Below are 13,724 nucleotides of genomic sequence, written 5' to 3'. Positions count from 1 at the left end.
GCACCTGATTGCTTTATGAAAAAATCAAATTTTGCAATTATTGGCGGTGGCCCGGCAGGCTTAGCGGCAGCAGAACTTTTAGGCCAACATGGCCACAAAGTCACGATCTATGAAGCTATGCCCACCCCTGCCCGCAAATTTTTGATGGCGGGTAAATCTGGCCTCAACCTGACCCACAATGAAGATTTTGAACAATTCAAAACCCGCTACGGCACCGCTTTGCCTCATCTTGAGCATGCGCTTGACGATTTAATGCCACTGGACATTCGCCGCTGGGCCAACGAATTGGGCGCGGACACTTTTGTTGGTTCTTCAGGCCGCGTTTTCCCCAAGGTGATGAAAGCCTCGCCCTTGCTTCGAAATTGGCTGAAGCGATTGGAACAGCTTGGCGTAGAGCTAAAAACCCGCCACCGTTGGCAAGGATTTGACGATGATCAACTCTTGTTTCAAACACCAGATGGTCCCACAACAGCAAAGCATGACGCAACAATACTCGCCCTTGGTGGCGTTTCATGGCCCCGTTTAGGCGGCAATGGCGATTGGATAGCGCCAATCAATGCATTGGCCGTGGACATTGCCCCATTTCAGCCTGCCAATTGCGGCTTTGACGTAGAATGGAGCGACCATTTCAAAGAAAGAAATGCAGGTGAACCAATAAAGTCCGTTTGCGCCACCAGCAGCAAAGGCGGCCAAAAGGGTGAATTTGTCATCTCAGCCCATGGCGTTGAAGGCAGCCTAATTTATCATCACAGCGCAGCACTGCGCGAAGAGATAAATGCAAACGGTCACGCGACGCTCGAACTAGACCTAGCACCCGATCAATCGTTGGACAAACTCACCGCAAAACTGGAGAAGCAAAACTGCAAACAGAGTTTTTCGAACCTGCTACGTAAAGGGGCAAAACTAACCGGCGCTAAAGCGGCGCTCATCCGCGAAGTGAAGCGCGATGCAAACAAGTTGGATAGCGCGGCGCTTGCCCAACTGATCAAGGCGTTGCCCTTACGCCTCTCCGCGCCACGGCCCATCAAAGATGCTATCTCAAGTGCGGGCGGCGTAAAATGGACTGAGGTGGATGAGAACTATATGTTGAAAAAACGCCCCGGTCTTTTCGTCGCGGGAGAAATGCTGGATTGGGAAGCCCCAACAGGTGGCTATTTGCTCACTGCATGTTTTGCCACCGGGCGCGCAGCGGCTTATGGCGTTCTAAAATGGTCTATTCAGACATAAATCGCTTTTGCATCTCTGCTTCTTGCAAAGACATCAAGGTTTGCGCTGTGGCCATGTGATCGCCCATAATCTGGTGTGCTGCCTTCGCATCTCCGTCGCGCAGCGCTTGCACCAAATGCACCTGATAATCCCGGCCTTTTTGCCAAAGCTCAACATTCGGCGGGTTGTACAATTTGCGGTACACCGTCAAATCCGCGAGCATATTGGTCATAAAATCAATGAGAAATGCCAACAGCTTATTTCGCGATTGCGTTGCCAACAACGCATGGAAACGCAATGAGGCAATATGCTGCTCTCGTTCTTCATCTGCGGTTTGCGCCGGCTCTGGATAAGAAGCGATGTTCTCCTCCAACTGATCCAAAAACTCATCGGACAATTTGCCAGCCAATGAAGCCGCGAGCTGTGGTTCTAGCGTGCAGCGCAACTCATAAATGTCGGCGATTGTCAGGTCTTTGAAATAGAAATAATTGCCCAAAAGCGCCCGCGCCCGCTGTTTAGACACTTCGTGCACAAAGCTACCACCGCCTGGCCCTGTGCGCGTACGCACCAGCCCTTGCGCTTCTAAAATCCGCATCGCCTCCCGAATGGTGCCCTTGGCCATGCCAAACTGTTCAATCATTTCAGGTTCGCTGGGCAAGCGGTCGCCCGCCTTTAGTCCCTTTTCAACCACCCAATCCTTGATGGCCTCGGCTACACGAACCGGACGGCTTAGCCGTGGTTCATCCTTTGATCGGGTTGTGACAAGCGGCAAAGTGGTCGTCTCCCATTTCAATTAGCGCTGGGTCAGATGTTTCGCAGATGTCAGTAGCATAAATGCACCGCTTGGCAAACGGGCAGCCTTGAGGCGGATTTAACGGATCAGGCAATTCATCCGCTTTTTGCTTCGGCGCTTCCAGCGCACGCCCAACCACTGGCGCACTATCCGCCAGTAATTTGGTGTAGGGATGTTTGGCATGTTTGAAAATCGCATCCGCTGGGCCAACTTCAACAATCGCACCAAAGTAAAGCACCATCACCCGATCACTCACCGCCTCCACAACCGCCAAATCATGGCTGATGAACAAATAGGTGAGGCCAAATTCTTTTTTCAAATCTGCCAGCAAATTAAGCACTTGCGCCTGTACAGATACGTCCAGCGCCGAAACAGGTTCGTCCAAAATCAAAATACGCGCGGCAGCAGCCAACGCCCGGGCAATGCCAATCCGTTGCGCCTGTCCACCCGAAAATTCATGCGGATAACGCGACAGAAATTCTTCGCGCAGATTTACGGAGGCAAAAATCTCGCTGATGCGTTTGTTGCGCTCTGCCTTGCCCATGCCATGCAAACGCTTCAGTGGCGTTTCCATGATCTCGCGAATGGTTTTGCGCGGGTTGAGACTAGAAATAGGATCTTGAAATACATATTGGATCATCTGGCCAAATTCGCGCGGACTGGCCTTATCCTGCACCTTGCCCTCAATCTGAATTTCGCCCTCAGAGGGTGGTAGCAGCCCCACCAGCATCCGTGCCAAAGTAGACTTGCCACAACCGCTTTCGCCCACAATGCCTAGGGTTTCCCCATCGCGCACGTCGAAGCTCATGCGGCGCACGGCTTTTACACCTTGGCCCTGGCTGAACAGGGTCTTGCCCACTTCAAAGGTCTTGGTGAGATCTTTCACTTCCAGCGCATTCATGATGTCACCTCAGTTTGGCTAACCTTGTCGGGGAAAAGGCATCGCACAGCGCGTTCCCCATTCGGATCGAGTTTGATCTCGCCCTGTTTACACACATCCTGCGCAAACGCGCAGCGCGGCGCAAAGGCACAACCTTGGGGCAAGCGATCCACCGCTGGCGGCAAACCGGGTATGGCATGCAACTCGCGCTTGCCACCACCCAGCTCCGGCACGCAGACCATTAGCTTTTTGGTGTAAGGATGTTGTGGATCATCCAGTATAGGCGCTGTCGGCCCCTCTTCTACAATCCGCCCCGCATACATAACGGCCACGCGATCGCACAATTGCGCCACCACACCGAAATCGTGGGTAATAAACACAATCGCCAAATCTCGTTCGCGACGCAAATCATTCAACAAGGAAAGGATTTGTGCTTGAACCGTCACATCTAGCGCCGTGGTTGGCTCGTCAGCGATGATCACATCTGGCTCGTTGGCCAAAGCCATTGCGATAGACACGCGCTGGCGCATACCACCTGACATTTCGTGCGGATAATTATCCACCCGCCGTGCGGCGTTTGGAATACGCACCGCTTCAAGCAGTTCAACCGCCCGTGCCCGCGCCTCTTTTTCCGGCAGTTTCCGATGCGCCTGCATTGCTTCGATCAATTGATCGCCCACTTTATAAAGCGGATGCAAAGTTGAGAGCGGGTCTTGGAAAATATAGGCCACACGATCGCCACGCAATTTGCGCAGCTCATCATAGGTCGCGCCAACAAGGTCGTTGCCTTGAAAGCTCACCGCGCCGCCAACAATTTTACCTGGGGGTGAAGCCACCAATCCCATCACAGATAATGCTGTGACCGATTTGCCAGAACCAGATTCCCCGATAATGCCTAAGCACTCGCCTTTATTAACCTTCAGCGAAACGCCGCCCACAGCCTTATAAACTCGCTCACCCACCTGAAACTCGGTGCGTAGCTCTTGCAGCGCCAGCAAATCATTGCTGGGCGCAGGTGGTGTTGTGTCGCGTTCTACAATCGTTGCCGGCAACGGCCGAGACAGGGCGCCCGACTTCAATCGCGGATCGATCGCATCGCGCACACCATCGCCCAACAGATTGATCGACATAACAATTAAAAAGATCATGATGCCCGGCACAATCGAGGTGTGGGGGGACGTGATCAACGCTGACCGCGCTTCGCCCAACATTGACCCCAAATCGGCCTGTGGCGGTTGAGAACCAAGGCCCAAAAACGAGAGACCTGCGGTTTCCAAAATCATCCAGCCCACCGTGGTGGACATGGCGATCACGATCACCGGCAACACGTTTGGCAATATCTCAAAAAGGATGATTTGCAGATTGCTCATGCCACTCAATCGAGCCGCATCCACAAATTCCTTATTGGCCAGCCCAACCGTCACACCGCGAATATTCCGCGCGAAAAACGGGATATTGACCGCTGCCACCGCAAAGAGCGCATTGATCAATCCCGGCCCCAAGGCGGCCACAATGGCCAACGCCAAAAGAATATAAGGGAAGGCCATCAGCATATCGACCAAACGCATAATGATATTGTCGGTGCGCCCGCCCATAAAGCCAGCCACAATGCCAATGGTAGAGCCAATAAAGGCCGCGATCAGTGCTGCGGCAGCTCCTACCGCCAGCGATAGGCGCGTGCCCCACATCAAACGCGAAAACAAATCACGTCCCAAATGGTCTGTGCCCAAAAAATGACCATCAGAAAATGGTGGCTTAAAGCGATCTGCGGTTGCCGTAATGTCTGGATCTGGCAACGGCAAAAGCGGTGTCAAAACAGCCAACAGCAGAATGATGCTCAGCACCACGGCACCAAGGCCAGCCAAGCGATTGCGGAAAAGGAGTTTAAGAAACTGGATCATGATTTAATCCTCGGATCGAGGAGCGATTGGGCCACATCCACCACAATGTTAAACAGCACATAGCAGGCCGCAACGAACACAACGCCGCCCTGCACCAGCAAGATATCGCGTTTCAAAATCGCGTCGACCAACATGCGGCCGATCCCCGGCCACTGGAACACCATTTCAATGTAAACCGCGCCAGACAGCACAAACCCGGCCTGAATGCCGAGCACGGGAATAATGGTCACCATCGCTGATTTCAGCGCGTGTCCCAAAATAACTTTGCGCTCGTTCACGCCTTTGGCGCGTGCCGTGCGGATATAGTCCTGTCGCAGTACCTCCAACATGGCGGACCGCGACATACGCGCCACCACGCCCGTAGCGACTGCGGCCAAGGCAAGCGCGGGCATCACCAAATGATTGAGCAAATCGGGAATATCGCCGCCGCCATAAATCGCATACATGCCCGACACAGGGAACCAGCGCAGCCGCACAGCGAAAAACAAAATCATCACCATACCCAAAAAGAAGGATGGAATTGAAATGCCGATCAACACGGTAAATGTGATGACTTTATCCGCCCAGCCATATTGACGTGCAGCGGAAACAACGCCTGCCAAAATGCCGAAGACGGCACACAGCACGAAGCTGGTGCCTGCCAGAATAAGCGTTGCGTTAAACCGCTCAAGAATTTCATCAAGAACAGGACGATTGAGAGAATAAGACCGGCCAAAATCACCAGTGAGCATATTGCCCAGCCAGATGAAATAGCGCTGAAACAGGGGAGCATCTAGCCCGAGATCTTTGTTGATCTTCGCCACATTGTCCGGCGTGGCATAGGCGCCCAAAATAGCCGTGGCCGGATCACCCGGAATCATCGCCATGATCAAAAAAACAATCAGCGTGATGCCAAACAAAACCGGAATGGCCGAAATGAGCCTTTTAAGAATATAGGCAGCCATTTTCCTCCCCCCGAGAAAGAAACTGGCGGACCATCAGGCCCGCCAGTTTATTTGATTATTTCTTGGTCACATTCTGCAAGTGAAGCAAGAAAGATGGCTCGAGGTCAAAGTTTTCAACCCGATCATTGGTCACAGCATTCTGTTTCCAGTTCGCTACAAACACCCATGGTGCATCATCTTGAACGATCGCTTGCATTTCGCGATATAGCGCAGCGCGCTCGTCCTGACTTGTGGAAGTCCGTGCTTTTTCAAGCAGCTCATCCACTTTTTCATTGGAGTAATAGCCAGAGTTGAAGCCACCGTTTTCAGGCCATGCTTCAGTGCGCAGCGCAAGATAAGGCAATGTATCTGGATCATTGGTCATCCAAGCCATTTCCGCCATATCCGCCTTGCCTTCAAGACCAGGGTTCACTTCACCCAAGAAGGTGTTCCACTCATAAGTCTCAATTTTCACATCAAGACCAACTGCAGCCAAATCGGCTTGAATGGCTGTGCCCATGGCCACCGGATCAAGCATACCTGAACCACCTTCAGTCACATAGAATGTCAGTTCGGCACCCTCTGCCCCAGCTTCAGCCAAAAGCTCTTTGGCTTTTTCTGGATCATAAGGATATGGGTCCAATTCTTCATTGTAAGCCCATGCAAAGGCCGGTGGTGTTGGGCCAGCTGCAACAGCCGCTGTGCCTTCAAGCACGTCATTCACAAGCGCTTCTTTGTTGATCGCATAGTTGGCCGCTTGGCGCACAAGCTTGTTCGCGAATGGACCTTCTTTTGCGTTCAAAATCAGGAACCAAACGTGTGGACCTGCTTGCTCAACAATTGAGAAATCGTCACCTTGGAACTGTGACAATGCGGTTGGTGGCACTTCCACCATCATGTCGATGCCGCCTGCAAGCATTTCAGCAACACGTGTATTCGCATCTGTAATCGGACGGAACACAACGGCTTGAACACCAGCTTGCTCGCCCCAATAATCAGCATAACGATCAACAACAACACGCTCATTTGACGCCCACTCAACAAATTTGAAGGCCCCTGTGCCTGTTGGATGACGGCCAATATCTTCGCCATGTTGCTTCACTGCTTCAGGCGAAACCAACAAGCCTGTTGGGTATGCCAAGTTAGAGAGGAACGGCGCAAACGGCGCATTCAATTTAAACTTAACAGTCAACTCATCCATTGCTGTTGTTTCTTCAACCGCAGAGAAGAAGAAGGCCAACGGGAATGGGCCAGTATTGTGATAAGGATGATCTTCATTCAACATCCGGTCGAAGTTGAATTTCACAGCTTCGGCATTAAATGGTGTGCCATCATGGAATGTTACCCCTTCGCGTAGCTTGAAGGTGTATTCAGTGCCATCTTCACTGATTTCCCAGCTCTCAGCCAAGGCCGGGGCTACTTCCAATGTGCCAGATTTATAGCGCACCAAACCTTCATAGAGGTTCACCAGAATCCGGAAATCATTCACTGCAGTGACAGCCGCTGGGTCCAACGATTTAGGTTCTGCAATTTGCCCCACCACCAACACTTCAGCTGGCGTTTGCGCATGAGCGCTCGTCAGCGCCGGGAACATCCCCAACGCCGCAATTGATGCCGCGACAAAGGCGCGGCGCGTTAATTTCAATATTTGCATCTTGACCTCCCTTTAGGATCACCTCGTATTTATCATGATAAATTGCAAGCGTCAATTTTTCATGATAAATAGAATGCAAGGAGCTATTATGACATATTCAATTCTTGTGTTCGATCCAGAGACCAAACAACTTGGCGCTGCCGCGGCCACAGGTTCGCTTTGCGTGGGCGGATGGGTCTTGCGCGGTCGCGTAAATGTAGGGCTCAGTGCCAGCCAGGGCGCGGCCCCCAGCACATTTTGGCGCGACGATATTTTAGATCTACTCGACCAAAACATACCTGTTGAAACAGCGATTAAAGCCATAACCGATGCTGATATGGGACGTGAATCCCGCCAACTGGCGGCCCTTGATTCGCACGGCAATGGCGCAGCCTTCACTGGCAACAAAAACATGCCAATTGCACATGCTTCAACTTTTGAAAATGGCATTGTTTCTGGCAATTTGCTGGACAATGAAAATGTGGTGCCCGCCGCCATCGCTGGCTTTAAAGAAGGCAACCGCCATATGGGCGAACGCTTGCTATCTGCACTACATGCAGCGCAGGAGGCTGGCGGAGATTCTCGCGGGCTACTTTCCGGCGCAATGTTGATATTGTCACCAAATGAGGCGCCACTCGATCTAAGAATTGACTATAGCGAAAAGCCACTCACCGATCTGACCGCACTATATGAGCGCGCCATGACAGGCGAATATCGCGACTGGCATCTCACCGTGCCAACGATGAACAATAAGGAGCGCGGCATTGACTGATTGGGGACAATTGGCGGCTGATCGCCTGACCGAAATTGCCAAATTCTCCGAAGCGGGTCCGGGCGTCTCGCGCCTGCCCTTCACCCGTGAACATGCCGATGCCGTGACGATGATTGAAGGCTGGATGCACGATGCCGGTCTTGTATCCCATCTGGACGCCGCAGGCACATTGGTGGGCCGCACTCAATTCACCGGTGCCACCCAGACGCTTTATATGGGCTCCCATCAAGATAGCGTACGCCAGGGTGGCGCTTATGACGGCATAATGGGCATTGCCCTGCCAATTCTCGCGCTGAAAAAGCTGAGCAGCGAGGGTATAACATTACCCTTCAATGTCGAAATCCTCGCATTTGCTGACGAAGAAGGTGTGCGCTTCCCAACCGCCCTTATCGGTTCACGTGCCTTGGCGGGCACCTATGATCCAGCGGTGCTGGAACTACAAGATCGAGAGGGCATCTCAATTGATAAGACCATGCGCGCCTTTGGCCTTTCGCCAGAAAATATCCCAAAGCTCAAACGCAACAACAATCAAGCATTGGGTTTTGTAGAAGTTCACATCGAACAAGGTCCGATCTTGCAGGACGAAGACTTATCCCTCGGCGTGGTCTCCGCCATTTGTGGCATCGAACGCCATAGCGTCACGTTCCATGGCGTCTCCGGCCACGCGGGCACCTTGCCCATGCGCAACCGACAAGACGCACTGGTGGGTGCCAGCAAATTGGTTAGCTTTGTTCACGAATTGGCACTCAACACTGAACATTTGCGTGCCACAGTGGGAGCCTTGGATATCTCACCCAATGTGGTCAATGCCGTGCCAAATGAAGCGCGGCTAACGGTTGAAATGCGATCTGCCGACGATGCAATCCGCAGCGAAGCCGCTCAACGATTTGAGGATGAAGCCAAAGAAATTGCGCAGGCGCATGGCCTCACATTGCGATATGAAAAGACATATGCACAACCCGCACAGCAATGTGCCGACAGTTTAAAATCACCATTGGCGGACGCAATAGAAGCCCATTTGGGTCGCGCTGTTACTTTGCCATCCGGCGCCACGCATGACGCATCGGCCATGGCCGATCTTGGCCCCATGGCGATGATGTTTGTGCGCTGCAAAGATGGCATCAGCCACAATCCAGCAGAATATGCGTCGCCGCAAGATATGGGCGATGCAGTGAATGTTTTGGCGCAATTTATCCAGAATATGGCTGCACGGGTTTAATCAAACGCCTTGAAATCCATTCATGAACGCCGTCAGATTATCGCCCAACTCATCACACAAATAGCCGCCCTCTTGTACCATCACGCACGGCATATCCATGCGGGCAAACCGTTTGCCGATTTCGGCAAAACCCTGCTCACTAACAGATAGCCCGCCAAAGGGGTCGCCTTCAAATGCATCCAGCCCCAGCGCCACAACGATGATATCGGCACCAAAATCCTGCACTCGCTCCAAGCCTCGATCAAGCGCCTCTAGGAAGCCCTCATCACCGGTGCCCATCTTCAACGGCAGATTAAGGTTGGTACCGAGCGCATCGCCCTCGCCGCGCTCATGGGCATGTCCCCAAAAGAACGGGTAATATCGTATTGGATCAGCATGAACAGAAACCGTCAGCACATCAGGGTCGGCATAAAAGATACCTTGAGTGCCGTTGCCGTGATGCAAATCCACATCAACCACAGCCGCTCGCAATCCGTTCTGCTTAAGATGTGCCGCTGCAATCGCTGAATTGTTGAAAAAGCAAAACCCGCCTGCCAAATCAGCAAAAGCATGGTGCCCCGGTGGTCGACACAACGCATAGCTTGCGTGGGCGCCAGCCAACACATCATTGGTGGCGCTGATCGCGGTCTGCGCGCTCCAATAAGCTGAATGAAATGTATGTTCTGAGATCGGACAGGCCGTGTCTGCCATATGAAATCCCGCTTGCCCAACAGCAGACTTTGGATAGCTTACCGTACGCCGATCAGGATGGATATTGGGGATCACCTCGGGCGATGCCCCTTCGATGCGCTGCCAGCGCTTATAAATATGCCGCAAAAAATGCACATATTCGGCACTATGTACTCGGCCGATCGGGCCCATGCCATGATCTTCGGTCGCGCTTTGGGTCAAGCCCGCCGCCTTCGCACCATCCAACAATGCCTGCACACGTCCCGGCTGTTCAGGATTGGGCTGCGCCGCGCCTGAAGAAAGGAAATTCACGGGATTATGTAGCCGCTGGGCTTCGTCAAAAAAGAACTTCATTACAAATATTGTCTTTCCATCGTGTGGTGGTTCGCCTCTGGATCAATGCCCAAAATTTGCCGCGCCTCTGCAGGCGTCGCGACCTGCTTGCCATTGGCCTCGATCAGGGTTTTCACCTTCTCCACTTGCTGGGCATTTGATTTGGCCAACTCGCCCTTGGCGATATAAAGATTGTCTTCCAACCCCACGCGCACATGGCCGCCGAGACCAATCGACAAAGCCGCCATTTGCATTTGCGCGCGCCCAGCCCCAATCACCGAAAAGGCATATTGATCGCCAAACAATTTGTCGGCTGTGTTTTTCAGGAAAGACAACACATCAGGCAGCGGCGGTGCACCACCCAAAACGCCCAGCACAAATTGCAAAAAGAAGGGTGGCTTTAAAATGCCGCGATTGGCCAAATGATCGAGCATGTAAAGATGCGACACATCATAACATTCCAGCTCAAACACTGTGGGCCGCTGGCTCAATTTACCCACAATCTCGCGCACATCGCGCGGCGTGTTTTTAAACACCAGATCATCTGAATTGCGCAAAAACGGCTCTTCCCAATCATGCTTCCATTCTTTGATCCGGTCCGCCAAAGGATAGAGCGCAAAATTCATTGACCCCAAATTCAATGACGCCATTTCCGGCCGCAATTCACCTGACGCCGCAAGCCGATCATCCAAGCTCATCACAGCCGAGCCGCCGGTCGACATATTAAGAATTGCGTCCGTTTCGCTGCTCAAGTGCGGATAAAATCCTTGCCAATGATTGAGCGCAGCACTGGGTTGCCCGGTTTCGGGATGGCGCGCATGTAGATGCAAGATGGACGCGCCCGCTGCACTCGCTGCCTTGCCTTCCCGCACCATATCTTCGCCACTCACCGGCAGGTAGGGCGACATCGATGGGGTATGAATGGACCCCGTAAGTGCACAACTCACAATGATCTTATCGGACATATTACGCCACCTCTTTCAAATAGAGGTCAGCAAATTGGCCCAATGACTTATCCAGAAGCGCAACGAGCTCATCCACTTGCGCTGCGGTGGTGATCAAGGGTGGGCAGACCATAAAATGATCTCCCTCCGCCCCATTGCGGGTGCGGCGCGAATAGATAATCAATCCATTGTCATAGGCAATATTCACAAGCTTCGCATGGGCATGAAGGTCCTTAGGCAACACCTGCTTGGTTTGCGCATCAGCCATCAATTCAAAGGCGAGCAACAAGCTCTTGCCGCGCACATCGCCAATAAAGGGATATTTGGCCTGTAAACCCAGCAAGCGATCATAGAGCATATCGCCAATGCGCGTGGCGCGATCACACAATTGCTCATCTTCAATCACATCTAAAACACCCATGCCTGCCGCCGCTGCCAACGGCATCGCCGCATTGGTGAAGCCATGCAAGAAGCCGCCATGGTCCAGCACATCTTCCACAAGATCATTGCGGGAGATCACCGCGCCAAGAGGAATGTAGCCCCCGCCAAGCCCCTTGGCGCTGATGATCATGTCAGGCACCGCATCAAAATGCGCCGCAGCAAAGTAAGTGCCTGTTCGTCCGCCCCCGGTCATCACTTCATCGTAAATCAGCAAGAGCCCATATTGATTGCAGAGCGCCCGCAAGCCCTCCATATAGCCAGTGGGCGGCACCAGTGCTCCCGTGGATGCGCCACCAATTGGCTCCACCAAAAAGGCCAACAATGTCTCCGGCCCTTCCGCCAAAATCTTGTCTTCAATCTCTTTGAGATAATGGGTCGCTGTGGCCGGATCATTTGGGTCTAGCCCATCCAAATAATGCAGCGGCGCACGCACCTTCGGCATCGTCTTCATCATCGGCGCGAATGGATCAGCAAACGGCGGCGTGCCCGTCACGGCGACAGCCCCCAATGTCGAACCATGATAAGATGGCAACCGTGACATAATTTTATGTCGGCCGGACTCCCCCCGCGCCAACGTCGCCTGTCGGGCGAGCTTAATGGCTGTTTCCACGGCCTCAGATCCGCCAGACACAAAGAAAACCTTGTCCAAACCATCCGGCGCCTTTTTGGCCAACCGTGCTGCGAACTGCTCCACAACATCACTTTGAAAATGCAGTCGATAAGCAAAAGTCGCCTTTTGCATTTGTGCGGACATGCAAGACAATACATGCGGATGCGAATGCCCAATATTTGACACCATTGCACCCGAGGAGCCGTCAATGTAGCGATTGCCATCCTTGTCCCATAGATAGATGCCCTCAGATCGCTCTATAAAAGGACGTGTTTGTCGCGTTTGGTAAAAAAGATGCTCTGACATTTCGCGGGTCTCTAATCGCCAAGAAGTGTGCAATTTTGCGGGTCAAAATGAACCTGAACCGCATCTCCCTGGTTAAACAGCGCTTGGCCAACCGTATTGATTGCCTGTAATTTCTGGTCGCCCACCTGAACGAAATAACGCACGGATTGTCCCAGATAATCGACAGCCTCAACCGCGCCAACGGCAGAAACTTCGCCTGCCTGCGGCGTTGTGCTTTGCGGGCTCAATTGCAGCTTTTCAGCACGCAGCACCAATTTGCCTTTTTGCGATGCGCTGCCTTTTGGCACTTGGGTGGTATCAACCTCAAACTTGCCAAATTGCGGCAATTCCACCGCCACTTTATCGGCGCCGGCACCTTCGGTCGAAACGTCCAAAAGATTGGACGCGCCCAAAAATTGCGCCTCAAATTCAGATGCCGGGCGGTTGTAAACCTCCCAAGGGCTGCCAACCTGTTCAATGCGCCCATCGCGCATCACCACAATATTGTCGGACATGGCCAACGCCTCGCCCTGATCGTGGGTCACAAAAACGGTCGTCACCCCAAGTTTTTCTTGAATATTCTTAAGCTCAACCCGCATATCTTCGCGCAAATTTGCATCCAGCGCGGAAAGCGGTTCGTCCAACAGCAACACGTCTGGCTCAATCACAATTGCACGCGCCAACGCGATACGTTGCTGTTGCCCACCCGAAAGCTGCGAGGGATAGCGATCGCCCATATGCGGCAATTGCACCAGCTCCATCGCGGCTTTTACTTTTTCTTCCACCTGCGCCTTCGGCACATTGCGATATTTCAGGCCAAATGCGACATTTTCGAAAATCGTCTTGTGCGGAAAAAGCGCATAGCTTTGAAAAACAATGCCCAAATTCCGCTTATGAATTGGCACGGTATTGACCCGCTGACCCTTCACCAAAATGTCGCCTTCAGTTGGGTCCAACAACCCAGCAATCATGCGCAATGTTGTGGTTTTGCCGCAGCCAGATGGTCCCAACAGCGTCAAAAAGCTCCCCTGCTCGATTTCCAAATCAAGCGGATGCACGGCTGTGAAGGTGCCAAATCTCTTTACAATTTTGTCTAAAGTTACGGCGGTGCTCAT

General features: G+C 52.7%; 12 protein-coding genes. 3 read left to right on the top strand and 9 right to left on the bottom strand.

The annotated features are described in order from the left end of the window. Positions 1–15: 15 nt before the first annotated feature. Complete coding sequence (locus ACP15Y_RS08120; protein ID WP_424982560.1) at positions 16–1,227, top strand: TIGR03862 family flavoprotein; 1,212 nt, start codon at positions 16–18, stop codon at positions 1,225–1,227. Here ACP15Y_RS08120 and ACP15Y_RS08115 read toward each other — a convergent pair. The 5 genes from ACP15Y_RS08115 to ACP15Y_RS08095 are packed head-to-tail and all read right to left on the bottom strand — an operon-like array spanning position 1,214 to position 7,357. Further along, positions 1,214–1,978, bottom strand: coding sequence for a FadR/GntR family transcriptional regulator (locus ACP15Y_RS08115; protein WP_424982559.1), 765 nt, complete (start codon positions 1,976–1,978; stop codon positions 1,214–1,216). The genes ACP15Y_RS08120 and ACP15Y_RS08115 overlap by 14 nt on opposite strands. Then, entirely contained in the window at positions 1,947–2,900 is a 954-nt protein-coding gene (locus ACP15Y_RS08110) for an ABC transporter ATP-binding protein (protein ID WP_424982558.1), read from the bottom strand. The genes ACP15Y_RS08115 and ACP15Y_RS08110 overlap by 32 nt, the downstream gene beginning before the upstream one ends. Continuing rightward, entirely contained in the window at positions 2,897–4,780 is a 1,884-nt protein-coding gene (locus tag ACP15Y_RS08105; protein WP_424982557.1) for a dipeptide/oligopeptide/nickel ABC transporter permease/ATP-binding protein, read from the bottom strand. The genes ACP15Y_RS08110 and ACP15Y_RS08105 overlap by 4 nt, the downstream gene beginning before the upstream one ends. After that, positions 4,777–5,724 (bottom strand): ABC transporter permease, encoded by a 948-nt coding sequence (locus tag ACP15Y_RS08100; protein WP_424982556.1) that lies wholly within the window; start codon positions 5,722–5,724, stop codon positions 4,777–4,779. Before ACP15Y_RS08100 ends, ACP15Y_RS08105 begins: the two co-directional genes overlap by 4 nt. Before the next feature lie 55 nt (positions 5,725–5,779). After that, the gene (locus tag ACP15Y_RS08095) at positions 5,780–7,357 is read right to left on the bottom strand and encodes an ABC transporter substrate-binding protein (RefSeq protein ID WP_424982555.1); all 1,578 of its coding nucleotides are present in this window, start codon (positions 7,355–7,357) and stop codon (positions 5,780–5,782) included. A gap of 88 nt (positions 7,358–7,445) precedes the next feature. Between ACP15Y_RS08095 and ACP15Y_RS08090 the strand changes: the two genes are divergently transcribed. Further along, positions 7,446–8,108 (top strand): DUF1028 domain-containing protein, encoded by a 663-nt coding sequence (locus ACP15Y_RS08090; protein ID WP_424982554.1) that lies wholly within the window; start codon positions 7,446–7,448, stop codon positions 8,106–8,108. After that, entirely contained in the window at positions 8,101–9,327 is a 1,227-nt protein-coding gene (locus ACP15Y_RS08085) for a M20 family metallo-hydrolase (protein ID WP_424982553.1), read from the top strand. Before ACP15Y_RS08090 ends, ACP15Y_RS08085 begins: the two co-directional genes overlap by 8 nt. Here ACP15Y_RS08085 and ACP15Y_RS08080 read toward each other — a convergent pair whose 3' ends face one another. The 4 genes from ACP15Y_RS08080 to ACP15Y_RS08065 are packed head-to-tail and all read right to left on the bottom strand — an operon-like array spanning position 9,328 to position 13,724. Next, positions 9,328–10,350: a histone deacetylase family protein gene (locus ACP15Y_RS08080; RefSeq protein WP_424982552.1), complete on the bottom strand. Its 1,023-nt coding sequence runs from the start codon at positions 10,348–10,350 to the stop codon at positions 9,328–9,330. Continuing rightward, complete coding sequence (locus ACP15Y_RS08075; RefSeq protein WP_424982551.1) at positions 10,350–11,294, bottom strand: 3-keto-5-aminohexanoate cleavage protein; 945 nt, start codon at positions 11,292–11,294, stop codon at positions 10,350–10,352. The genes ACP15Y_RS08080 and ACP15Y_RS08075 overlap by 1 nt, the downstream gene beginning before the upstream one ends. Position 11,295: 1 nt before the next feature. Continuing rightward, positions 11,296–12,630, bottom strand: a complete 1,335-nt coding sequence (locus ACP15Y_RS08070) for an aspartate aminotransferase family protein (protein ID WP_424982550.1) — start codon at positions 12,628–12,630, stop codon at positions 11,296–11,298. Positions 12,631–12,641: 11 nt separating this feature from the next. Further along, entirely contained in the window at positions 12,642–13,724 is a 1,083-nt protein-coding gene (locus ACP15Y_RS08065) for an ABC transporter ATP-binding protein (protein ID WP_424982549.1), read from the bottom strand.

It is taken from the genome of Maritalea sp. S77 (assembly GCF_049801075.1).
GTDB lineage: Bacteria > Pseudomonadota > Alphaproteobacteria > Rhizobiales > Devosiaceae > Maritalea.
The sequence above is the reverse complement of the archived record's forward strand: the minus strand, read 5'-3'. Positions and strand labels throughout refer to the sequence as shown.

Bases quoted from the DNA above. Each gene is read 5' to 3' on its own strand.
- ACP15Y_RS08120 (WP_424982560.1), top strand. From the start codon at position 16: ATGAAAAAATCAAATTTTGCAATTATTGGCGGTGGCCCGGCAGGCTTA.
- ACP15Y_RS08110 (WP_424982558.1), bottom strand. From the start codon at position 2,900: ATGAATGCGCTGGAAGTGAAAGATCTCACCAAGACCTTTGAAGTGGGC.
- ACP15Y_RS08105 (WP_424982557.1), bottom strand. From the start codon at position 4,780: ATGATCCAGTTTCTTAAACTCCTTTTCCGCAATCGCTTGGCTGGCCTT.
- ACP15Y_RS08100 (WP_424982556.1), bottom strand. From the start codon at position 5,724: ATGGCTGCCTATATTCTTAAAAGGCTCATTTCGGCCATTCCGGTTTTG.
- ACP15Y_RS08095 (WP_424982555.1), bottom strand. From the start codon at position 7,357: ATGCAAATATTGAAATTAACGCGCCGCGCCTTTGTCGCGGCATCAATT.
- ACP15Y_RS08090 (WP_424982554.1), top strand. From the start codon at position 7,446: ATGACATATTCAATTCTTGTGTTCGATCCAGAGACCAAACAACTTGGC.
- ACP15Y_RS08080 (WP_424982552.1), bottom strand. From the start codon at position 10,350: ATGAAGTTCTTTTTTGACGAAGCCCAGCGGCTACATAATCCCGTGAAT.
- ACP15Y_RS08075 (WP_424982551.1), bottom strand. From the start codon at position 11,294: ATGTCCGATAAGATCATTGTGAGTTGTGCACTTACGGGGTCCATTCAT.
- ACP15Y_RS08070 (WP_424982550.1), bottom strand. From the start codon at position 12,630: ATGTCAGAGCATCTTTTTTACCAAACGCGACAAACACGTCCTTTTATA.
- ACP15Y_RS08065 (WP_424982549.1), bottom strand. From the start codon at position 13,724: ATGAGCACCGCCGTAACTTTAGACAAAATTGTAAAGAGATTTGGCACC.